We start from the raw sequence: 24,694 nt of genomic DNA on the forward strand, positions 1-24,694 counted from the left end.
AGTGAGTGTGTGGAGCAGGAAATTGATAAGTATAAATCGGCTCTCAAAAAAGCGGCCGCCAAAATAGAAGAGCTGTCCACGATCATTCAAGATCAGAAGAGCAATGAAGAAATTGCGGTAATTGGCTATTCATGCCGCTTCCCAGGAGAAGCATGGAACGCTGAAGGATTCTGGCAAGTAATGGCCAACCGAATGGATTCTGTGACCGAGATTAAACCGGATCGATTTGATTATCGCAACTATTACAGTGATGATCCTGAAGAAGAAGGCAAGATGGTTACGAAGAGCGCATCCTTTTTGCGTGATAATATCAGAGATTTTGATAATATTCATTTCGGTCTATCAGCCATTGAAGCTGCATCAATAGACCCTCAGCACAGACTCTTGCTGGAGGTAAGCTGGGAGGCTATGGAGAATTCAGCCTTGAATATAGAGGAGCTAAAGGGGAGCAGAACAGGTGTATTTATTGGAATCAGCGCTTATGAATATGCCAATGCCGAATTGTATTCGGGTCAAGCTTCCGATATAACGGCTTATTCTACTGCAGGTGTCTCACTTAGCTCGGCAGCCGGTAGATTATCCTATTTCTATGATTTCAAAGGGCCTGCGATCATCTGCGATACGGCATGTTCGTCATCTATTTCAGCCTTGAATATTGCCGTCGACAGCTTGCGGAATAACCAGTGCGACATGGCCATTGTCGGGGGCTCGAATCTATTGCTTACACCAGAGCCATTTATAGGGCTTTCCAAATTCAGCGGTTTGTCTAAGGACGGAAAATGCAAGGCGTTTGATAATGATGCAGACGGTTTTGGAAGAGGCGAGGGCTGCGGTGTCATCGTTCTCAAAAGATTAAAAGATGCCAAGCAAGCTGGAAATGCAGTTGCGGCCCTTATCAAGCATGTAGTGATCGGACAGGATGGCAAGTCAAACGGATTTACTGCTCCAAACGGATTGTCACAACAAGGCGTAATCAGACAGGCACTACAACATGCAAATTTGACTGTTGACGATATCGATTATATCGAAACACATGGTGCTGGCACACCGTTAGGCGACCTCATCGAAATCCAATCGTTATCAGAGGTCTTTAAGCATAAAAAGGAGCCTCTCTTTATCGGATCCGCCAAACCGAATATTGGGCATTTAGAAGCAGCATCAGGCATGGCCGCATTGATTAAAGTCATTATGTCTCTTGAGAATAAGAAGATCTTGCCTAACATTTATACTCAAAACCCAAATAAGAATATTTCGTGGGGGAAGGTTAAGATCGCGGACGAGTTCATGGACTGGCAGAAGACTGAAGGAGTCAGAAGAGCAGGGATTAGTTCCTTTGGTTTCAGCGGAACGCTGGCGCATGTCATCCTTGAGGAGCCCCCTCAGCCTCATGACAAGGATGAGCAATTGGATGAACTGCCAGCTCATCTATTGACCTTGTCAGCCAAGAATGAAAAAGCTTTAAAAGGATATATAAGCGCAATGAAGGAGCAATTGGTGAAGGAAACTGGCTCCATCAAGGATATTGCTTATACGTCCAATATTAGCCGCTCATTTTTGAACTACAGATTTGCAGCAGTAGGGAAGAACAAAGAAGACTTACTGGATAAAATGGATTTGGTTCTAAACAACTCTAGCCACCATGAGCTCCTCATCCAGAAGAGTACGGCCAAAGACAACAAAATCGCCTTTTTATTTACGGGCCAAGGCTCCATCTATGACGGAATTGCTAAAGAATTTTACACCACATCAAGAACATTTAGAGAAACGATGGATCTGTGTAATGAGAAGTTTAAAGCGATACTCGGCCTGTCGATATTAGATGGGATCTACGGGGAAGACACTACGCTGCTCACTAGACCGATCTATTCACAGGCAGCCATATTCTCCATTGAGTATGCCTTAACCAAGCTGTGGGGTGCGTTAGGGATAAAACCTGACGTTATCATCGGTCACAGCATAGGCGAGTATACGGCAGCCTGCTATGCAGGGCTTATCAGCTTGGACGATGTGATCCTGATGATTGCACAGCGTGGCAGAATGATGGAATCCATTGATGTCGAAGGCAAGATGGTCGTCATTCTGACGAATGTGGAATATGTGAAAGCTGCATTGGAAGAGAGCGGATGCAAACATGTTACCATTGCTGCCATTAACGCTCCTGACAATGTTACGATTTCGGGCCGAAGCGATGAGGTCGATATCGTAATTGAAACCTTGCAAACCAAACACAGAGTCTTTTTTAATAAGCTTAACATTCCTCATCCTTATCACTCCATGTTAATGAAGGAGTATGAAGGCATGTATGAGCAAAGCATCGGAGACATCACATTCTCAAACCTGCAGACAGCAATGATATCCAGCATTACGGGACAAGTGGAACAAGAAGAAGTGTTGGGTAGAAGCAAGTATTGGGTCGAGCATCTATCCAAACCGGTTAACTTCCAAGGTGCCATGCAAGAAGCCAAACGACTTGGCGTCAATATTTTTATTGAAATCGGAGGCGATGCAACCCTAAGCGGGCTAGCCAACCAATGTCTACAAGATGATGAGATCATGTTTGTTCCTTCTATGAGACGAGAATCGGAGAACTACACGCAATTTTTTAATTCCGTCTCTGCTTTATTTATGAAGGGAATGGATCTGGATTGGAACACATTCTATCAATCCTATGCTACGTGTAGAGTAAAGCTTCCAAACTATCCATTCCAGAAGAAGGAACTGTGGAGAGAGGTACGTAGAATAGACCGTGCAGCCGTGTATCCAATCCAAGCAGCAAGCTCCTCCAAGGAAATCAAAGAACTGCCGCCTATTTCACAACACTCACAACACTCACAACACTCACAACACTCACAGCATACACAACAGCCACAACAGCCACAACAGCCACAACAGCCGCAAGCTCGTGGGAATCGCTTGCGATCTAACCCGAAAGAGAAGATCAAATCCGAATTAAAAGAAATGATACAGATTTTAACGGGGCTCAAGATCGAAGAAATCGAGGACGACCTCAATCTGCTGACGCTCGGATTTGATTCTTTAGTACTTATCCAACTCAATAAACAAATTACGAATAAGTTCAACATCTCAATTACATTAAATGAGTTCTTTATTAATCTGGATACCGTTGAGAAAATCACCGAGCATATTAACAAACATACGGATTGGGTGGAAGAAGAGGAGATCGACGAAGTTGGTTATGAGACTGAGTATAATGAATCGATGAAATCGATCTCAGAGACGATGAATACGATTCCAGATGCAGAGCCAATGAACAGCTTGGCGGCTGCTGGTCAGGCGCAGAATCATTCGTTAGGTGCACTGGATGGTATGGATGCTTTGCAGAATATTTTCAATACGCAGATGAAAATCATGTCCGAACAGCTGGATATTCTGAAGGGTTTTACGAATCCCAGTCAGAAGCCATTGGCAGTTAGCAAGAATACGCCAAACTTGAAGCAGAGCGAGGTCATTGTGAGCAGCCCAAAGGCCTCAACCTTGGCTGTGGACACCAAAAGCCATTATGTACCCTACAAAAAGCTGGAATTGATCGATAATGAAAATTTCAATGAATTGCAGCTTACCTATATTCGAAACATTGAGAAGAAATATACAAGATTCACCCAAAAATCAAAAGAGAATATTCAAAGATACAGAAAAGTATATGCGAATAATCGAAATGTAGCGGGATTCAGGCCAGTCATGAAGGAAATGATCTATCAGATCGTGGCGGACACTGGACAAGGATCGAAGCTTCGCGATATCGACGGGAATAGCATTATCGATTTGACGATGGGCTTTGGCGTAAACTTGCTTGGACATAACCCGAGTTTTATCAATGAAGCATTAACGGAGGAGCTCCGCAGAGGAATGCCTCTAGGCCCAATGGGCAGACTGGCCGGAACCGTTGCCGAACAGATCAGCCAATTAACAGGCGTCGAGCGGGTAGCTTTCTATAATTCAGGAACGGAAGCCAATATGGTGGCTGTACGAATCGCCAGGGCAAGCACAGGCAAGAAGAAGATCGTTACTTTTGCGGGATCCTATCACGGCACCTATGACGGCTTGCTTGGATTGTCCTCCATTGGTGAGGACGGAAGCCTGACGACGATCCCATTGGCTCCAGGTATTATGGAGAGCGTTGTCAGTGATTTAGTTATGTTGAATTACAATCAAGAGGCTTCGCTGGATTATATCAGAAATCACGCGAATGAAATCGCCGGTGTCCTAGTTGAGACCGTTCAAAGCCGAAGACCGGATGTTCAGCCTAAGGAGTTCCTGAAGAAACTTAGGCAAATCACGGAAGAAAACGGAATTGCACTTATTTTTGACGAGATCATTACAGGATTTAGAATTGACCCAGGCGGAGCCCAAGCGTATTTCGGTATCAAAGCAGATATCGTAACCTATGGTAAGGTCCTTGGCGGCGGGATGCCGATCGGGGTTGTATCTGGAAAATCCGAGTTTATGGACTGTATTGATGGGGGCATGTGGAGCTTTGGCGATACGTCGGTTCCTCCATGTGAGCAGAAGAGAACGTTTGTTGCCGGAACCTTCTCACATCACCCGCTCGCCATGGCTGCAGCTCACGCTTCATTAACCTATATAACGGAGAACAAAGATACGCTCTATGACAGACTGAATCAAAAAACCAATGACTTTGTACAACGAGTAAACGCGTATTTCGAACAGCAGCATGTCCCAATCAAAGTCGTGAATTTCGGTTCCTTATTCAGATTTGTGTTTCGAGGGGATTTCGAAATCTTCTTCTTCGGCTTGCTGGAGAAGGGTGTATATGTATGGGAAGGACGGAATTGCTTCTTCTCCACTGAACACACGGATGCGGATATCGAATATATATTTACTGCCATCAAAATGACGATTGAAGAGATGCACCAAGCCGGATATTTTGGCGACTCCTCAATAAACCAGCATGCTGTTCAGGTGACTCAATCCACTCGGCAGGAAAAGCAGCAACCTGTAATTCCGATGTCTATCATTCAGCAACGATTATACACTCTAAGCTCCATTGGCAAAGATGACCCCTATAACATGGTGACCGTACTAAAGGTTAGGGGAGCGCTGGATCGGCATAAATTTGAGGCCGTACTCAATGAAATCGTGATGCGTCACGAGAGCCTGCGCACACGCCTATTTGTTGAAGATGGGGAGTTTAAGCAAGAAATTGTTGAACAGGTGGAGTTTACAATCGATATCGTCAAAAAGGGCTTGCATGAGGATTTGGATGAGCTCATTCAATCATTAGTTACCCCTTTTGATCTAGCGAAAGCTCCTTTGTTGAAGGTCATCCTAATCGAAGAGGGCATCCAAGAGGGTACGATGATTTTTAATTTCCATCATACGATAGCAGACGGTATTTCAATGAGCATCTTCGTGCAAGAGTTCATGCGCTTGTATGCGAATGAACGACTTATGCCTGTGAATAAGCAGTATCGAGATTTTGTTGAATGGGAAACCCGCTACTTGGCATCGGACGAGAAGAAGCAGAGCGAACAGTATTGGCTTAGCAAATTATCCGGTGATTTGAATGTTCTGAAGCTCCCTGCCGACTTTCCAACACCTGCAGAGTCTGATTTCACGGCCAATACGGTTCATATGCAGATCGGATCCGAATTGGTTCGTGATTTGAAAACAGTTGCTTCGCGTCATCAATGCTCTTTATTTATGTTGTTAGCTGCAGGGTTTAATCTTCTACTTAGAAAATTAACTGGAAATGATGATATTTGCATAGGAACTCCTGTGACAAACCGGGCAGATGGTTCTTTTGATGAGAGTATTGGTATGTTTACCAACACCATTGTGCTGAAGAACAATCTTTCAGATGACAAGACGTTTGCAGCGTTTGTCAAGGAAGTCAAACAAAATTGTATTGAAGCGTACTCCCATATGTATTACCCGTTCAATTACCTGGCAAGCCTCATGAAGAAAGCGAAAAACAGCAGGGAAGGCTTCCTTAATGTACGGTTTGTCTATGAAAAAACGGATGAAAGAGTACTCACGATCGATAATTTAGAAATTACAACCTATGAATATAAGAGTGCATTATCCGATTTTGATTTTGTCATTGAAATTCTTGAGGAAAACGGCACATTCCATATTGGGATGACTTATAAAACAAGTCTGTTCAAAGAAGAGACGATCGGGAAATGGGGACAAGACTATCAAAGAATCTTGGAGTTTATCACCCATAACGATCCGAACAACAACTCACTACTTACGCTTAAGGATTTTGACGATATCTGGCAAGGCGACACGAACAATCTTACTCTGGATGGAACGCCTGGTCGTAATGAGCTGCCAGTACCCGCTGGACATGTCGGTGCACGTGCAGGTTATGAGGCTCCGAGTACTGAGATCGAAGAGGAATTTGCTCATATATGGGAAAAAACATTAAGCTCTAGTCCGATCGGCATCAACGATGATTTCTTCCAAATGGGCGGGGATTCGATTAAAGCCATTCAGCTCATCTCACGAGCCAGAGCTAAGGGCTACATCTTCGAGGTTGATCACTTATACAAAAACCCCACGATCAAGCAGCTAGTGAAAGTAATCGAGTCGAAGCATCACAAGCAGATGCAGAATTCCTTAGCTGGGGAAGTAAAGTTAGCTCCGATGCAAAAGCAATTTTTTGAACAATTATCTGTTGATCAACATCATTGCTGCGAGAGTAGAATGCTGCACAGGGCAGCGGGCTTTCAGGCTAACACGGTAAAGGAAGTGTTTGATCAATTGATCATTCGGCATGACGCATTGCGAATGGTGTATCAGCAGGACCACGGCAATGTCGTTCAAATCAATCGAGGAGCCGGCGAAGCACAGTATGACCTTCAGGTATATGAGAATGTAACGGATCAAGAAGTTATCGAAACATGCAATGAGATCCAGAAAGGTATGGATCTTGAGAAAGGGCCGCTCGTAAGACTGGGCTTGTTCCAAATGAGCTCGGGGGACAAATTATTCATCGCTATCCATGGTCTTCTTATCGATGAGATATCTTGGAGCATTCTGCTAGAAGACTTCATGAATGGGTATACGCAGGCAGAACAGGGATTGGGCATCGTGTTGGCGGAGAACACGACTTCCTTCAAGGAATGGTCAGACAAACTGAACGAATATGCAGACTCTTATCGTGTGAAAAGGCAGGCTGACTATTGGAAAAGGTTACATGACACGACGGCCACCAAAAAATTGCCAAGGGAGAGAGGTAAACTTGCATGGAGTTGAACAAACAAGTTCAAGAGCTTGGTGTACAAGTTACCGGAGAGTTGCTGAATAATATCAACAATGCATATCATACGAATCTTCTTGATATTTTATTAGCTGCCTTGGCCCTGACGATTCGAGACTGGACAAGAGAAGAGAACACATTGATCAGCTTGATTGGCCACGGCAGGGAAGAATGGGCACAGCCTATGGATTTGAGCAGAACTGTTGGGTGTTTCCGTTCACAATTTCCAGTTGTCCTCAGAGCTTACGATGATCTCGGCGACACGATCAAACATACGAAAGACATGCTGCGGCGAATTCCGAATCAGGGACGCTTCTATGGTATCCTCAAGTACTTATCCACTGAAGACTTGAACCTTGCAGAGCCCGAAATTGGCTTTCATTATGTAGGCAGAATCGATCCAGGTGCTAGCGGAGATGGATTTGAAATTACGAATCTGGGTACCAGTGAATACTCATCCAAGTACCTAACAAGCTCACATGCTCTAGATATCGAAGCTATCCTCATCGCAGACAATTTGAAGCTCACTTTCATATACGAGCAAGATGATTTTATTCCAGGAACGATTGAGAAGCTGCTAAGCGTATATCAAAATCAATTGGATCGCCTTATTCAACATTGTACAACCAAGCAGGAATCGGAAATTACCGTTACCGATATTACGCTAGAAGATATAACGATGGAACAATTGTCCGCATACAAGAATGAGCTTCACAATGTTAAGAACATCTACCCTCTTGCGCCTATGCAAGAGGGTATGCTTTATCATGCTTTGACAGATGAGCAGGATACATACATCAAGTTGTCCTGTTTCCAGGTGGAAGGGCACATTGATCTGGAGATGCTGGATCGAGCTTTTAACATGGTTATCGATCGACATGATATTTTACGGACAGTATTTGATTATTCATCGTTTCAGCAAAATATGCAGGTCGTTTATAGAAAGCGAAGAGGAGCAGTTGAGTACATCGACATCACCGAGCAGGGCGAAGATAATGAAGCATATCTGGAGGATTTAATCAGGCAATATCGGGCAAGACGATTTGATTTAAGCAAGGATGTACTGCTTCGCATTGTACTTGTTCGAATGCAAGAGAACAGATACAGTATGATTTTTCATCTGCATCATATTCTTATGGATGGATGGTGCAACAGCTTAATTCTTATTGAATTGTTTAAAATTTATAATGAAATTAAGCATGGGATTCCAGCAAGTCTGAACGATGTCGTACCTTATTCTACTTATATCGATTGGCTCAAAAACAAAGATATCGATGAAGCTAAAGCGTACTGGAAAGATTACTTGCATGATTGTAAAGAAGTCACGAGGATCCCTTTTGAAAGAGAACATAAAATGAATGAAGTCATCAATAAAGAGATGGCATTAGAGTTGGACGAGGAAAGATTGTTATCCATCATTCGCATTGCTCAGGAAAGTAGAGTTACGGTAAATACCGTGATCCAGAGCATTTGGGCGATTCTTCTTAGTAAATACAATAATACCGATGATATTGTTTATGGGTATGTTGTCTCTGGGAGAAATGCGGAGATCGAAGGCGTAGAAGTGATTCCTGGACTGTTTATCAATACAGTCCCGCTTCGTGTGAAATTTACAGACAACTTGCAATATCCTGAACTCGTGAGGCAGATCACCAACACTACACTGCAGAACAACAAACATGATTTTGTAAGTCTTGCGGAAATTCAAAATCTGAGTGGGGTGAAAAGCGATCTGATTCGCAGCCTCCTTGTATTTGAGAATTATCCGATTGATGAGAAGCAACTGAACGAAGAAATATTGAAAAACAATGATTTGAAAATACTCAATTCCGTGTTTGTACTGCCGCATCAGCTCATTGAAGGATCAAACTATAACGTAACGCTAGTTGTCAACCAAGATGACAAGATGATGATCAATTTTATCTATAATGAGAACACATTGGCTGAAGCGGATATGTCAAAGATCATCCGAGCGTTTGATGCGATTGTGAATCAGATTATTGAAAACACAAATGTATGCGTTGATGATGTTGACATCATTGACGAGCGCGAGAAGCATCACATTCTTCATGTGTTTAATGATACGCGCAGCAACTATCCGAAGGATAAAACCATTATCCAACTGCTTGAAGAGCAAGTAGAGAGAGTTCCGCAGCATATCGCATTACGCTTCCAAGACGAACAGATAACCTATCAAGAGCTTAATGAGAGAGCCAATCGTCTGGCTCATTATGTAAGACAGATGGGCGTAGGGAACAATGTCATCGTTGGTGTTATGGGTGAACTTTCCGTGGAAACGGTGATCGGCATTGTAGCAGTTCTAAAGGCTGGCGGAGCTTATTTGCCAATTGATCCGAAATACCCGGTAGACCGAATGAGGACTCTGCTTGCAGACTCCAACACTGGAATGCTCCTTGCCCAATCCTCTCATATGGAAGCATTACTTCATATCGATAGCAAGATCGACATCGTGCTTACGGATCGAATCGCAGTGGAATTGTCATCAGAGAGCTCTGATAATCCGTTGCTGATTAACAGCCCTTCAGATTTGGCTTATGTCATGTATACATCCGGCTCCACGGGAAGACCAAAAGGGGTTATGGTAGAGCATCAAAGTGTTGTGCGGCTTGTCCAAAACACGAACTACATAGAGTTTGCGGAAGGAGACCGGATCTTACAAACTGGGGCGATGGTCTTTGATGCCTCCACATTCGAGATCTGGGGAGCCTTGCTGAATGGAATCGAATTGGTGTTGGTTGACGAACATATCCTCTTACATGCGGAACGGTTAGGGGAGGAAATTAGTAGAAATCAAATTACAACGATGTGGTTGACCTCTCCGTTATTTAATCAGCTCGTTCAACAGGACGTGACGATATTTAAGGGACTGAAGCATTTAATCGTGGGTGGAGATGCGCTGTCTTGGGAGCACATCAATCAAGTCAGACAGGCTTATCAGGGCCTGAAGCTGATAAATGGGTATGGTCCAACCGAAAATACAACCTTCTCAACCTCCTATGCTATTGAGGAAGAGTTCGGTAGCTCTATCCCAATTGGAAAAGCAATTAGCAATTCGAAAGCCTATATCGTAGATCGTCATCACCATTTACAGCCTATTGGTGTGGCGGGTGAACTATGCGTTGCCGGAGACGGTCTTGCTCGCGGTTACGTCAACAATCCAGAATTGACGGCGGCGAAGTTCGTTCCGAACCCGTTCGAAGCGGGGGCACGAATGTATAAGACCGGAGACTTGGCTCGCTGGCTGCCTGATGGGAATATCGAATATTTGGGCCGGATTGATGAACAGGTCAAAATTCGAGGCTTCCGCATCGAACCAAGCGAAATCGCCCAGCAATTGCTGCTGCACGAGGTGATCCAAGATGCAATCGTAGTGGCCCAAATAGGAGAGGACGGACAAGCGTACCTATGCGCATATATTGTGAGCGAGATGGAGCTGTCTGCATCAGAACTGCGGAATCATGTGTCTGCATCGCTGCCGAGCTACATGATTCCATCGTATTTCGTACAGATGGATCGGCTGCCGTTAACCCCGAATGGAAAAGTAGACCGTAAGGCATTGCCGGAACCAGATGGCAAAGTGGTTACTGGAGCCGAATACGCAGCGCCTCGAAATGACATGGAGAGAGCAATCGCCCAGGTATGGGAAAAGATATTAGGCGTGAGGAATGTTGGCCTCAATGACGATTTTTTCGCCTTAGGCGGAGATTCCATTAAAGCGATCCAAGCGATTGCCCAAATGAGCAATAGAGGTTATTCATTTGAGATTAAAGACTTAATGGGCAATCCTAGAATTAAAGACTTGATCCCGCATATCAAATCGACAACAAAAACCATAGATCAGGGCGAAGTATCCGGCGAGATCGAGCTGACACCAATTCAGAAATGGTTCTTAGCGCAAGAACATCTTGACAAAGATCATTTCAATCAGGATCTGATGCTTTTCCGTGAAGATGGCTTCAGCGTAGATAGAATCGAACGCGCTTTTGATCGTATTGTGCAGCATCATGATCTATTGCGAGCCATATATGTTGACCAGGCGTTAATCAATCGAGAAGTAACGAATAGATTATATGATTTTCATATTTATGACCTCAGAGGAAAGCCGATTACGGATAAATATATTACAGGCTTATGTACTGAACTCCAGTCAAGTATGAAATTAGCGAGAGGCCCGCTTGTCAAAATAGGACTGTTCCAAACAGACAAGGGCGACCATTTGCTTATATCCATTCATCATATGGTTGTAGATGCCGTGTCATGGAGAATTATTATAGAGGACTTTGATATGCTCTATCAGAATCCAGAAAAGAGTTTGCCGTTGAAGACCAGCTCCTTCCAAGAATGGGCTTCCAAGCAGAAGCAGTATGCTGGCGGATTTACATTGCATAATGAGCTAAAATACTGGAATCGTCTTAGCCAATGGGACGTGAAAGAGATTAACAAGGATTATGAGCCTTCAAGTATACAGGGCGCTAAGATTATGAAAAAGACGATTGAGCTGGATCAGGCCTATACCGAGAAGTTATTAACGAAAGTAAATAAGGCGTATTCCACGGAAATCAATGATATCCTTCTGTCAGCCTTAACCGTCTCAATTGCTAATTACAACCAAGCGGAGCGCATACTTATTAATTTGGAATCGCACGGAAGAGAACAAATCGTAGATGATGTAGACATAACAAGGACAGTCGGGTGGTTCACCAGTCAATACCCGGTGATTCTGCACGCCCAAGATCATATTTCGGATGTAATCAAATTTACGAAGGATACACTCAGACGGATCCCTCGCAAAGGGATAGGCTATGGAATGCTGAGATATTTATCTCCTTTTGATTTGAAGGCGATACGCACCCCAGACATCAGCTTTAACTATTTGGGACAGTTCGATGAGAATATTTCTGGCGACAACTTTACGTTATCCGATATTTTACCGGGGGATTCGGTAAGCCAAGAAAGCGGTAGATTGTATCCTCTAAACATTTCAGCAATGGTTCTCCATAAACAATTTAGTCTGACCTTGAGCTACGTCAGGGAAGAATTTAACGATGCAACGATTGACGAGATACTGCAGCGCTATATGGATAGTCTTAAGCAGATTATCGATCATTGCATCTCCCAGGAGCATGTAGAAGTTACCGCTTCGGATGTCACTGATGAGAACATATCCTGGGCCGAATTAGCTCCGTACCATGAGCAAATCAACAACGTGAAACGCATGTACCCGCTCACTCCAATGCAGGAAGGTCTGCTGTTCCATTCGATGGCGGATAAGGGCGAGTACTACCATGTCAATATGGAGCTTAGGGTAATCGGAGAACTTAATGCGGAGTTATTCAAGAAGAGCTTTGTAGAGCTTGTTGCTCGTCATGACATCTTGCGAACGAATGTTGACAGCAATCATTTCAAAGAAAATATGCAGATCGTGTACAAATCAAGAGAACCCGAGTTCACGTATCTGGATATTAGAGACTTACCATCCGATAAGGAAGCGTATATCGAACAGCTGGTCATAGAGGATAGACGAAGAGGCTTTGATTTAAGCAACGATATCCTTATTCGATTATTTATAGTAAGGATGAGCGAGCGGGAATACAGTTTACTGTTAAGCAATCACCATATTATTTTGGACGGATGGTCATTTGGGATCATTAGCAGTGAACTGTTCGATATCTATAATCTACTGCTGTGCAATACACCTTCAGCAGCGAAGAAAGTACAACCTTATGAAGCGTATATCAAGTGGATTGGTTCGCAGGATAAGACGGCAGCTCTGAACTATTGGTCAACGTATTTGAAGGGATACGACACGACAATCGATATTCCATTCAAGAAAGCTTCAACAGTCCAAGGGAAACCGCAAGAGGTTATTCTACGTCTAGATAAAAGCGTTACAAAACAAATTGAGCTTTTAGCGCAGCAGCATACCGTTACAGTCAATACCATTTTCCAGAGTATATGGGCGATCCTGCTGCAACGATATAATTACGTGGATGATGTCGTGTTCGGATTTATTGTATCGGGCAGGACAACTCAAATACATGGAATTGATGAAATGGTAGGATTATTTATCAATACCATTCCATTACGAGTAAATGCGACGCAGGAGAAACGATATACGGAAGTGCTGCGGAAAATAAAATCGGATTTTCACGAGAGTGAGCCCTATCATTATTGCTCAATAGCGGAAATCCAAAAGCTGACTGAGGTTGGCAATAGCCTCATCAATGGGCTGATGGTCTATGAAAATTATCCGATGGATCAAGATATGATTCATAAAGATATTCAAGATAAGGTCAATCTTCGTATTCATTCAGCCCGGATATTTGAGGAAACGAACTATAGCTTCAATATCAAGGTCATTCCAGGGGAAGAGCTGCTTGTCAAATTCAACTATAATGACGGAATCTACGATGAAGAGAGCGTCCATACGATCAAAGGCCATTTCCTTCACATTTTGAACCAAATCATGTCCAATCCGCATATCCGCATTGATGAACTTGAAATTGTGGGAGAGGAAGAGATAAACGAAATCTTGGTCGATTTCAACAACACGGTTATGGAGCTTCAACCTGAGGACACAATTCAAAGTCTCTTTGCACATCAAGTGATGAGGAACCCAGAGAAAACGGCGGTACGATGCGGTGAAGATTCCATTAGCTATCTTGAGTTGCATCAGAGAGCGAATGCGTTAGCTATTCAACTCAGAGAGAAGGGCATAGGTGCGGAGTCGATCGTGCCGATCATGATCGATCGCTCCATCGACATGGTTGTCGGTGTACTAGCCATCTTGCAGGCGGGCGCTGCCTATCTGCCTATTGATATAAATTATCCGGAAGAACGAATCAATTATATGTTGCAGGATAGTAAAGCTGAGCTTATGCTGTCAACCCATACACTTGTGCAGAAGAGAACACTAGAAATTAATGAAATGATTGATTTGGAAGATAAGGCGTTATACGTACGCTCGATTGAACAAATCGATAATATCAACCATCCTCACGATTTGGCCTATGTGATCTATACCTCAGGAACGACCGGAAAGCCTAAGGGAGTAATGGTCGAGCATAAGGGCGTCATTAACTTGAAGCACTGGTTTGAGCGCGAGCTTGGAATCGGTAACGATGAGAATATACTGCAATTTGCAAGTATAGCGTTTGATGCGTTCTCATGGGAGTTGTTCATGGCATTATTGCTTGGCAATACCCTTTATATTCCGGATCAAGAGGTGCTGCTCAATACGGATTTATTGAACGAATTTGTGAGAACTCACGGCATTACCACCATTACTTTACCTCCATTTGTCGCGGGTAATTTGGAGGCAGGGAACGGTTTGAAGCGGGTCATAACAGCAGGAAGTGAACTGAAGTACGAACAGATCTCGCATTTGCTCGGACAAGTAGAGGTCATTAACGCCTATGGCCCGACGGAGGATACTGTATGTACAACAGCATGCAAGCTGTCCGAGGTTCAGCAAACGAAAATCTCCATTGGAGCTCCGATCGCAAATCATCGCGTATTGATACTGGATGCCAATCATAAACTGGTTCCGGTAGGTGTAAATGGTGAACTGTGCATCGCAGGTGTGGGGCTAGCAAGGGGCTACTTGAATAACGAGCAATTAACGAAAGAGAGATTTATTCATAATCCATATCGGCCAGAAGAGATTCTATACAAAACGGGTGATGTGGCAAGATGGCTGCCTGATGGCAATATCGAATATGTAGGAAGGCTCGACCATCAGGTTAAAATCAGAGGATATCGAATTGAAATCGGCGAGATTGAACAGACCCTGTTACAGCTGCCAGAAGTGTCCCAGGTTGCAATTATCGATAAGGAAATCGATGGATCGAAAGTTCTCTGTGCCTATTATGTAGCAGAGCAGGAAATCGCCATCCATTCTTTACGGGAATCATTAAGCAAGAAATTGCCGGCCTATATGATACCCGCGTATTTCCTGAGAATGGAGTCGCTGCCATTTAATCTAAATGGAAAAGTGGATCGCAAGCGATTGCCTGAAATGGAAGGCAATATCAAGACGGGCGCTCATTACGAGGAGGCCGAGAATGAAATCGAAAATCTAATGCTCGACATTTGCAAGGATGTACTGGGATTGCAGCAGTTGAGTGTTAGGGACAATTTGTTCGAAGTTGGCGGAGACTCGATACGAATTGCAAAAATATACAAAGAGTTACAAAAGGTAGATGTCCATATTTCGATTAAAGATATTTTCTATTATGAAAATATACGTGACATCTATAATAACTGGGCGAACAAAAGAATGGATAGCCAAGAAGAAGAAGGATCTAAGATCTTAGAGCGTATTTCACTAAACGAATCAAATTGGAAGCAAGCTTTAGCCGACCAACTCAATGAATTTAGCAGTTCGATTGTAAATAAGAACGAGATAACGAGCGTGTACCCACTATCCGCGATGCAGAAAATCCTTCTTGATACCAACCAAACATATAGTGGGGCGATCATCGATTTTAATCACCAAGTTAATGTGCAGCTGCTGAAGAAGAGCATTGCGTCTGTCATTAACGAACAGGGGCTGTTACGAAGTACATTAATCCAAACTGATCATCAAATCATGATCCAAGAGTACGGGGTGGTTCAAGGCATTGATATCCCTTATGTAGACTTGGAACATGCGAGCGAAGAACAGAAAGAACATATACAGTCCTATATCCATGAGCGGTTTGGAGATCATGCGGATCGTACAAATGTATTGAATAATCTGCTGTACAACATGATCATCACAAAAATCTCGGACAGTCATTATAAGGTGTATATGCCTTGCAGTCATCTCATCTTTGATGCAATGAGCTTCGATATCATACAATCAAGTATCCGACAAGCCTATGCAAACAATGGGGAATCAAGAGGGCAAAGCATATTGCAATTTGAACATTATGTTCAAGAACAGTCGAGAGGGCCGCAAGGGATAACGGAAAAGGATCTGATCGAGAGGTTCAAGCTGACTGATTTTCAGGATAGCTTTAGCCAGTATTTCAAAAAGTACAAGGAAGCATCATTGATTCATACTACCATTTCGATTCCGTTGACTGAAGAAATACGCGAGTCTGTACAAGAGATGTCCTGGGATATATCCATGAACATCTTTTTAAAAATTGTTGAGCTCGCTTTCGATCTTGATTCGGTACCGTTTGCACTTATGCATACAGGAAGAAAATATACATCCCATAACTATTATCATACTATGGGGGCATTTATTGATATTCTGCCTCTGAGTCTGCCACGAGATCAGCACCTGGCTATGGAAGACATAAATGAACTCATTCGCTTTGCCTATGAGAAAAACATTCATTTTGCAGCGTTACTGTCTCAAGAAGAGCCGAAGAACAAGTATAAGAAGGTACGACGTGCACTAAAAGAGATCTACAGCTCTGAAACGATTACGCTCCCGATTTTTAACTACCTTGGACTGTTTGATTCACATGCGGAGATGAAGAATGAGCTCACTGCAATCAAGGAGATGTACAGCAGCAGGACAAAAAAATTATCTACAGAGATCACAATTGCGGTAGTAGAGGATCAGCTCATGATTAAGCTATTCTGTGAGGAGCACAAAATACCAAGGATTACAAAAGAGATTCAAACCTATATGAATAATGTAAAGGAATATTTGCCGCTAGCGTCGCGGTGATATGTCTACAAGGTATTTGCAATTCGTTTCAAACTATGTAGCCCGATGAATGGTTCATTCATCGGGCTTTTCTTTTTTGTCGCGCATATCCGGCTCCAACAGCACGACTTGCAGGCTAAGCTTCTTACACAATGTAATGTCCTTCTGACCGTCCTCAGCCAAACCAATGGCTTGCATATCCTTATGTTCCTTCAGAATGCTATGTAGGCTGCGCTCAGACCAAACCCTTCAGATGGTCTCCATTCCTATCTACAGCCTCCATTATTAATTCCTCGTTATAAATGTTAAACGTACGACCCGTTTTCCCAATAAAAATCCTCTCCGCTTAACAACATCTAAGTCCATCTTACCAGTTGTCTTTTTTTCGTTTTCTACCATGAGGGGATTCTGATATTTGGATGGCTCACAAATGTGTTAAAAGGTAAGGGGAGAGAAGAAGAGGATGGCGTTTAGGAATGCTTCCTGATGCAACAAGAATCACATTGCTCAAATTAAAAAACCTGTACTTTTTTATCCATTTAGATAAGAAAGTACAGGTTTTTTTTTGTATAGTATCTGACCGGTCAATCGTTTTTAAAGAGATTGGATTAACCTCCAAAGGTTTTTCATTACAGCGCAAGCGACCGTTAGTGCTAGCGCATCACCATGTCGGCAATAGGATAATCCGGTTGTGTGCTTAATATTTGAATATTCCGACGCAGGCGGTTATAGCGCAGCGAGCAGTAATCCAGGTAATCATCCCCTGTATAATGGCGCAGCAGGGCCCATACCGTCCATAACAAATCTTGGGCCATCATATAGCATTTGACCTTCATCAGATCATCCTCTGTAAACGTATTGCCGTAATAGGCTTCAAACAGTTGCTCAATAGACTCTTCTGTCAAACGCGATTCGATGATATATGCAGCAATATCAAAGGCTGGATCATTCATTCCGGAATATTCCCAATCTATCAAATAGACACTGCCGTCCCCATCTACGAGAAAATTCTCCGGAACCGTATCATTATGGCAGGGCACGGAAAGGACATTTTTGAGATGTTTCTGCATGAAACGAAGCAATTGCTCTTTTAAGGATGCGTAATCAAAAAACAATTCACCGTTGATCTGCGTGACAATGGTTTCATATTTGGCAAGTTCACTGAGCCAATCAAACTTGTTCGGGAAGTGCTTGGGACTACCGTGAATTTTCTTCAGTAAAGAGGAAACGGCCTGCAAGCTTGGCAAAGCCAAGGGTCCTGCTGCGGCAAGCGTTGTGCTATCGGGAATATATTTGCTGATCTTAATGCCGCTTTCCTCATCAAAATATATACATTCTGAATTTACGCCAAACTCCGAAGCGATGCCGTTGTTCACACGCTCTATCTTGCGATCGATCATTTGATCAGTCAGATTACCGGGCTTGCGAATCACATACTCCGTTCCGTGGATATTCATAATGTAGTTATAATTGGTCAACCCGCCTGCAAAACGAGATTTGTCAAAAACAATACTCTCATCTTTAAAAAAAAGACGGAGTTTTTGCTGCACAAGGTTCTCCATATTCATTTGTTTGGATAAAAAGTCGTTTAGAGGTTTCATGATGGCCTTTTCTCGGCATTCCATATACATGCTTTAACAATGTATATACTCGCCGCACAGATTTTTCCACAATTATAGCAAGATAGGAGAAGTAATTCAATGAAATGGACACGCTTGAGGACGTTCTGGTACTTGTCGTGCAAGAAAGACGTTTTTGTACCAGATTGGCGGTAAAGGGGGCATTAGAATCCTAAAATCAGCTACCGAATCCTCCATAATCACGGGGAGAACCATGTTAACCTGCTAGTAAGAGTTAAATATCTACGATTACAGCGATTTCACAAATAAAAATGACCTATGTGAGGTGAGATTCGAATGGAGTACCGGGGAGAAGAAGCTCTCGGGCTTGTGGAAACATTGGGCATGGTTCCTGCCATCCAAGCAGCGGACGCTATGCTTAAAGCAGCAGATGTTGTTCTAGTATCCTATGAGAATGTTGGTTCCACACTCGTAACGATAATGGTAAAAGGTGATGTGGCGGCGGTTCGTTCGGCAGTAGAGGCTGGCGCTGAAGCAGCAGCGAAGATTGGCAAAGTCACGGCCCATAATGTGATGCCGCGTCCGCTCAGTTCTATTGCAGGAATTGTGAAAGCGCATTCTATAAACGCATAATTGCCGGGGAGGGAAATAGGTTCATGAGCAAGCATGATGCACTGGGTTTCATTGAAACCTTTGGAATTGTATTCATCATGGAAGCGGCAGATGCCATGTGCAAAGCGGCCAATGTAGATTTGATCGGTTATGAAAACGTAGCGTCCGGTTATATATCTGTCCTTGTTCGCGGAGATGTAGGGGCTGTAAGGGCTGCAGTAGATGCCGGCGTCGCCGCAGTACAGGCGATGGGGACTGAGGTGTACAGCTCAAACGTTATTCCTAATCCACACCCAGACATTGAAAAGATCATTGCCCGCTATGCCCTTCCAGCTTAGGGGTAGGTTATCGACAGAAATTCAAGGGAGGTGACCGTCATAAACGACATCTTTGTTATGAAATCGAAAGTATTTTCAGGGGAACAGTCACTGAAGAAACTTGCGGAAATCCATGGCACGAAAGCCTGTATCGTATCCGATCAGATGATGGAGAAGTTGGGTTATCTGGGGCAGGTGGTTGATCTACTGCAAAGCGGTGGAATCTCCACTTCAGTGTATACCGGTGTTAAGCCCGATCCAAGTGTGAGTATTGTAGCCGAAGCGCTTCAAGTGTATTGGGAAAGTGGCGCTGATGTGTTGCTGGCGCTGGGCGGCGGCTCTGTCATTGATACAGCGAAGGGTGTTCTGTACTTCGCCCGGCAATATGCGTTAGAGAAAGACGAGCCTTTTGTCAAACCATCGTTTGTCGCCATTCCTTCCACCAGCGGCACCGGATCGGAAGTGACAGACTTTTCGGTGATTACGGCGGGCGGAGACAAAATGGTTATCGTGGACAATTTTATCGCACCGGACATCGCGATTCTCGATTCCACCCTTACCAAGCAATTGCCAAACAAAATCGTGGTGGACACCGGAATGGATGTTCTGACCCATGCGCTGGAGGCTTATGTCTCCACCAAAGCGACCGACTTTACCGATGCCTTAGCTGAAAAAGCCGTCCAATTGGTATTTGCTCATCTGGAAACGCTTTACCATGATCCGGCAGATGCAGAGGCGCGGGATCGGGTGCAGAATGCGTCCTGTATGGCGGGAATGGCGTTTACTAACGCTGGTCTAGGTATCATTCACAGTATGTCCCACGCCTTTGGCGGAACGTTTCACATTGCTCACGGGCGGGTGAACTCCCTGCTATTAGAGGTGGTAATGGAGTATAACGCCAACTTGGGCGGAAAAACGATAGATAGGGTTTGTGAACGCTATGCTAGGCTTGCTTCACTGCTGCACTTGCCGGCCCGAACCGCCCGTGAAGGAACCGTAAGTCTGATCCAGGCGATTGGAAAGCTGAAACGATCTATCGGTATCGAAAATGGAATCCGTGAGCTTGGCGTTGACCAGGATGCTTTTAATGAGGCGCTGTCCCGCATGGCGCGGAACGCAATGGCTGATCGCTGTACGCCAACCAGTCCTCGTCAGCCAACGGAGGAAGAGTTGGAGCACATTTACCGTAAAAGCTTCTAAATAATATAAAACTTACAAGATTGCGAGGGAAAAATGTTGGATATTCATGAGTTTTCAAGCAAATTCGCCGAAGCTACGAAAGCCATGGCTCCTCAAGAACGAGCAGCGATCATGAAGCTGTTCCAAGGAATTTCTAAGGGGCTATCAGATAAGGGAGCTCAGTCGCAGGTCGAAAACAGCCTCGGTAAGCTTCATAAGGAAGAATGCGCATACCCGGAAGGAATGACCGAGCGTTTGCGGGCTTTGAAAGAACATTATTTGACCGCTACGCCAAGCATTACAACCTACCGTGCCAGAGCCTTTACTCAGGTATATAAGGAAAATCCAGGTCTGCCAGAGATTATGCTGCGTGCCAAGGCTTTCCGCAAAGCGTGTGAAGAGGCTCCGCTGCTCATCCAGGACAACGAGTTGATCGTTGGTCATCCTTGCGGCGCGCCGCGCGCGGGCGCCTTCTCGCCTGACATTGCTTGGCGCTGGACCCGGGATGAGCTCGATACCATTCACAACCGTCCTCAGGATCCATTCTATATCTCTGAGGAAGACAAGCGAATCATGCGCGAGGAGCTCTTTCCGTTCTGGGAAGGCAAATCGGTGGATGAAATATGTGAGCAGCAATACCGCGATGCTGGTCTTTGGGAGTTTTCCGGCGAAGCATTCGTCAGCGACCTTTCCTATCATCAGATTAACGGCGGCGGAGACTCCAACCCCGGCTACGATGTCATTCTAATGAAAAAAGGGATGCTGGATATCCAGCGGGAAGCCAAGGAGCATCTTGCGAAGCTGTCCATGCAAAACCCGGAAGATATCGACAAAATCTATTACTATAAATCCGTGCTGGACACAACCGAAGGCGTAATGGCGTATGCCAAACGGATGTCTGACTACGCATACCAGTTGGCTGCTAAAGAAACAAATCCGAAGCGCAAGGCTGAGCTGCAAAAAATCGGCGAGATCAACGCTCGCGTGCCGGCTCATGCGCCGACTACATTCCATGAGGCAGTGCAATCGGTCTGGACCGTAGAATCTCTGCTCGTGGTGGAAGAAAATCAGACAGGCATGTCTGTCGGTCGTGTGGATCAATATATGTATCCTTTCTATGAGGCGGACAGAAAAGCTGGCCGTCTGACAGAGTTTGAAGCTTTCGAGATTGCAGGCTGTTTCTTAATCAAATGCTCGGAAATGATGTGGGTTTCCAGCGCGGGTGGCTCCAAGTTTTTTGCCGGCTACCAGCCGTTCGTCAATATGTGTGTAGGCGGGCAAAAACGAGAGGGCGGCGACGCCACCAACGACTTGACTTATCTGCTCATGGATGCAGTACGTCATGTCGGCGTTTATCAGCCTTCGCTCGCTTGCCGTATCCACAATAGCTCTCCTCAGAAATATTTGAAGAAGATTGTGGATGTCGTCCGTGCGGGATTGGGCTTCCCGGCCTGCCATTTCGATGATTCCCACATCAAGATGATGCTGATGAAGGGCTGCAGTATCGAAGATGCCCGCGATTACTGTCTGATGGGCTGTGTGGAGCCGCAAAAATCCGGACGCTTGTATCAGTGGACCTCCACTGGATACACCCAGTGGCCGATTGCCATTGAGTTCGTCCTTAATCGTGGCAAAATGCTCTGGCACGGAAGCAATCCGGGATTGGACATGGGCGATTTGAGCAACTTCAAGACTTATGAAGCATTTGAAGCAGCGGTGAAGAAGCAGGTAGAATACATCACCGAGCTTTCCGCAGTCGGTACCGTAATCAGCCAGCGCGTACACCGCGATTATGCACCGAAGCCGCTTATGTCGATCATGTATGAAGGCACAATGGAGAGCGGCCGAGACGTTTCCGCTGGCGGCGCCATGTATAACTGGGGACCTGGCTTGATCTGGTCCGGTCTGGCAACTTACGCCGATTCGATGGCTGCCATCAAGAAGCTGGTTTACGATGACAAAAAATATTCGCTCGAGCAAATCCGTGATGCGTTGCTGGCCGATTTCGAAGGTTATGAGCAGATCCACAGGGATTGTTTGGATGCGCCAAAATTCGGCAACGACGACGATTATGCCGATCGCATTGCCGCCGATATCACGGGGTGGACGGAGAACTATCACCGCAACTTTAAAACGCTGTACTCTACCTTCAGCCATGGTACGCTTTCGATTTCGAACAATACGCCTTTCGGCGAGATGACAGGTGCTACCGCCAATGGGCGCAAGGCTTGGCTGCCGCTGTCCGACGGTATCAGCCCGACTCAGGGGCATGACAAGAAGGGTCCGACGGCTATTATCAAATCAATTAGTAAAATAGATGTTGAGGCCATGAATATTGGTATGGTGCATAACTTCAAGCTATTGCGCGGTTTGCTGGAAACACCTGAAGGAGAGAACGGACTGATTAATCTGTTGCGGACGGCCTCCATTCTCGGAAACGGTCAAATGCAGTTCAGTTATGTGGATAATGAAACGCTGATTAAAGCGCAGCAAAATCCTGATCAATACCGTGATTTAATCATTCGGGTCGCTGGCTATAGCGCGTACTTCGTGGAATTGTGTAAAGAAGTGCAGGATGAGATCATCAGCAGAACGATGATTGAGCATTTCTAAAATAGCCCCGTGCCTCTTCTCTGGCGCTGACGCCGGGGAAGAGACATTCTGGCATTTAGATTTGCGGAAAGGGAGGAGCCACAGCTATGGAGTCAGGTATGCCGGAAAGGCAGGCACGTATTTTCAACATTCAAAAATATTCCATATACGACGGCCCCGGTATCCGGACGCTTGTTTTCTTCAAGGGATGTCCCCTGCGCTGTCAGTGGTGTGCGAACCCGGAGGGTTTGGAAAAGAAATATCAGGTGATGTACCAGCGGGATTTGTGCAACGATTGCGGCGCATGTGTTGCGGCGTGTCCCCGGGGAATCCACCGTGTGGACACTTCCGGCTCGCAGGAGCCGTCCAAGCCGCAGCATGTGGTGGACCGGAAGATCGAGTGCATGGGCTGCCGGGAATGTGAGAAGGTTTGTCCCGCACGGGCGCTCTCAATCGTCGGGATGAATATGACGGTATCGGAAATTGTGGAAATTGTAGAGCAGGATATGCTGTTCTACACGACATCCGGGGGCGGCGTCACGTTGGGCGGCGGCGAAGTATGTGCGCAGTCCGAGTTTGCGGTCAATTTGCTCAAAGAATGCAAGCGCTCCGGAATCCATACGGCCATTGAAACCTCCGGGCATACCAAACCGGAAGCGATTTTGGCCATGGCCGAATTTACCGATCTGATCTTATACGATCTGAAACATATGGATTCGGATCGCCATTATCAACTGACGGGTGTACGCAACGAGCGCATTCTCGAAAATTTGCGGGAACTGATCACCCGCAAACATAACGTGGAGGTGCGGATGCCGCTAATGAAGGGGCTCAATGATGATGAGGACACCATACGCGAAACGGTAGAGTTTCTGCTTCCCTACAAGGAATACCAGAATTTTAAAGGCATCGATTTGCTCCCTTATCACAAGCTGGGGATTAACAAATATAGGCAATTGGATATGGTTTACAACGTTGAACGCGATCTAAGCCTTAATGAAGCCGATCTGGAGCGTATTGAACGTCAAATCAGCCAATACGATTTCCCAGTACGGGTTATCAAACATTAAGAGCATGCTTTCGAAGCCAGTTTTATTCGATAAAGCTACCGTTTTACAAGCTCGCAATACTTTTAGGAGGACGTTTATGCAGCAGCCTGCTGGGCCGGATCTCGGGCGGATTATTCAGGAGTCGGTGCCGGGCAAACAAGTGACGCTGGCCCATATGATTGCTTCACCCGTGCCTGACATGTATGAAAGACTGGGCATCGATGAAGCGGGGGCTATTGGCATATTAACACTGTCGCCCAGCGAAACCTCCATTATAGCCGCCGATATCGCGACCAAGGTGGCAGATGTGAAAATCGGCTTTCTGGATCGCTTTGCTGGTTCGGTGCTTCTCACCGGAGATATAGCCAGTGTGGAAACGGCGCTGCGGGCCATCATTGAGACGTTGGGCGATAGTCTTGGTTTTACGACGGCGGAAGTTACACGGACATGAA

The 24,694-nt window shown here is 45.0% G+C and carries 10 protein-coding genes; 8 read left to right on the forward strand and 2 right to left on the reverse strand.

The window, feature by feature from the left end; genetic code table 11:
- The first annotated feature begins 9 nt into the window (after positions 1-9).
- Together RQP50_RS14895 and RQP50_RS14900 are read left to right on the forward strand one after the other, a co-directional pair.
- Complete coding sequence (locus RQP50_RS14895; protein ID WP_315745873.1) at positions 10-7,242, forward strand: aminotransferase class III-fold pyridoxal phosphate-dependent enzyme; 7,233 nt, start codon at positions 10-12, stop codon at positions 7,240-7,242.
- Complete coding sequence (locus RQP50_RS14900) at positions 7,233-16,934, forward strand: non-ribosomal peptide synthetase (RefSeq protein WP_315745874.1); 9,702 nt, start codon at positions 7,233-7,235, stop codon at positions 16,932-16,934. Before RQP50_RS14895 ends, RQP50_RS14900 begins: the two co-directional genes overlap by 10 nt.
- Before the next feature lie 54 nt (positions 16,935-16,988).
- Here the strand turns inward: RQP50_RS14900 and RQP50_RS14905 are convergent, their stop codons facing one another.
- Both RQP50_RS14905 and RQP50_RS14910 read right to left on the reverse strand, forming a co-directional pair.
- A complete protein-coding gene (locus tag RQP50_RS14905; protein ID WP_260612126.1) occupies positions 16,989-17,111 on the reverse strand; it encodes a hypothetical protein in 123 nt (40 codons plus the stop codon).
- 455 nt (positions 17,112-17,566) lie between these two features.
- On the reverse strand, positions 17,567-18,514 hold the full coding sequence (locus tag RQP50_RS14910) for a choline kinase family protein (RefSeq protein ID WP_072730904.1): 948 nt from the start codon (positions 18,512-18,514) through the stop codon (positions 17,567-17,569).
- A 315-nt stretch (positions 18,515-18,829) separates the two neighbouring features.
- On the opposite strand from RQP50_RS14910, the gene RQP50_RS14915 reads away from it, so the two are divergent.
- The 6 genes from RQP50_RS14915 to eutS all read left to right on the forward strand — a co-directional run bounded on the left by RQP50_RS14915 (position 18,830) and on the right by eutS (position 24,693).
- Positions 18,830-19,126, forward strand: a complete 297-nt coding sequence (locus tag RQP50_RS14915) for a BMC domain-containing protein (protein ID WP_021255521.1) — start codon at positions 18,830-18,832, stop codon at positions 19,124-19,126.
- Positions 19,127-19,149: 23 nt separating this feature from the next.
- Complete coding sequence (locus RQP50_RS14920; protein WP_021259275.1) at positions 19,150-19,443, forward strand: BMC domain-containing protein; 294 nt, start codon at positions 19,150-19,152, stop codon at positions 19,441-19,443.
- Positions 19,444-19,473: 30 nt separating this feature from the next.
- A complete protein-coding gene (locus tag RQP50_RS14925) occupies positions 19,474-20,622 on the forward strand; it encodes a 1-propanol dehydrogenase PduQ (protein WP_315745875.1) in 1,149 nt (382 codons plus the stop codon).
- A gap of 33 nt (positions 20,623-20,655) precedes the next feature.
- Positions 20,656-23,214, forward strand: coding sequence for a choline trimethylamine-lyase (gene cutC / locus RQP50_RS14930; RefSeq protein WP_315745876.1), 2,559 nt, complete (start codon positions 20,656-20,658; stop codon positions 23,212-23,214).
- An 86-nt stretch (positions 23,215-23,300) separates the two neighbouring features.
- Positions 23,301-24,263 (forward strand): choline TMA-lyase-activating enzyme, encoded by a 963-nt coding sequence (gene cutD / locus RQP50_RS14935; protein ID WP_315745877.1) that lies wholly within the window; start codon positions 23,301-23,303, stop codon positions 24,261-24,263.
- A gap of 76 nt (positions 24,264-24,339) precedes the next feature.
- Positions 24,340-24,693 (forward strand): ethanolamine utilization microcompartment protein EutS, encoded by a 354-nt coding sequence (gene eutS, locus RQP50_RS14940; protein ID WP_021255526.1) that lies wholly within the window; start codon positions 24,340-24,342, stop codon positions 24,691-24,693.
- Position 24,694: the final 1 nt, after the last annotated feature.

Source organism: Paenibacillus suaedae (genome assembly GCF_032337355.1).
GTDB classification, from domain to species: domain Bacteria; phylum Bacillota; class Bacilli; order Paenibacillales; family Paenibacillaceae; genus Paenibacillus_B; species Paenibacillus_B suaedae.

Excerpts from the sequence above, each read along its gene's own strand:
- RQP50_RS14900 (WP_315745874.1), top strand. The coding sequence starts at position 7,233 with ATGGAGTTGAACAAACAAGTTCAAGAGCTTGGTGTACAAGTTACCGGA.
- RQP50_RS14905 (WP_260612126.1), bottom strand. The coding sequence starts at position 17,111 with ATGCAAGCCATTGGTTTGGCTGAGGACGGTCAGAAGGACATTACATTG.
- RQP50_RS14910 (WP_072730904.1), bottom strand. The coding sequence starts at position 18,514 with ATGAAACCTCTAAACGACTTTTTATCCAAACAAATGAATATGGAGAAC.
- RQP50_RS14915 (WP_021255521.1), top strand. The coding sequence starts at position 18,830 with ATGGAGTACCGGGGAGAAGAAGCTCTCGGGCTTGTGGAAACATTGGGC.
- RQP50_RS14920 (WP_021259275.1), top strand. The coding sequence starts at position 19,150 with ATGAGCAAGCATGATGCACTGGGTTTCATTGAAACCTTTGGAATTGTA.
- cutC (WP_315745876.1), top strand. The coding sequence starts at position 20,656 with ATGTTGGATATTCATGAGTTTTCAAGCAAATTCGCCGAAGCTACGAAA.
- cutD (WP_315745877.1), top strand. The coding sequence starts at position 23,301 with ATGGAGTCAGGTATGCCGGAAAGGCAGGCACGTATTTTCAACATTCAA.
- eutS (WP_021255526.1), top strand. The coding sequence starts at position 24,340 with ATGCAGCAGCCTGCTGGGCCGGATCTCGGGCGGATTATTCAGGAGTCG.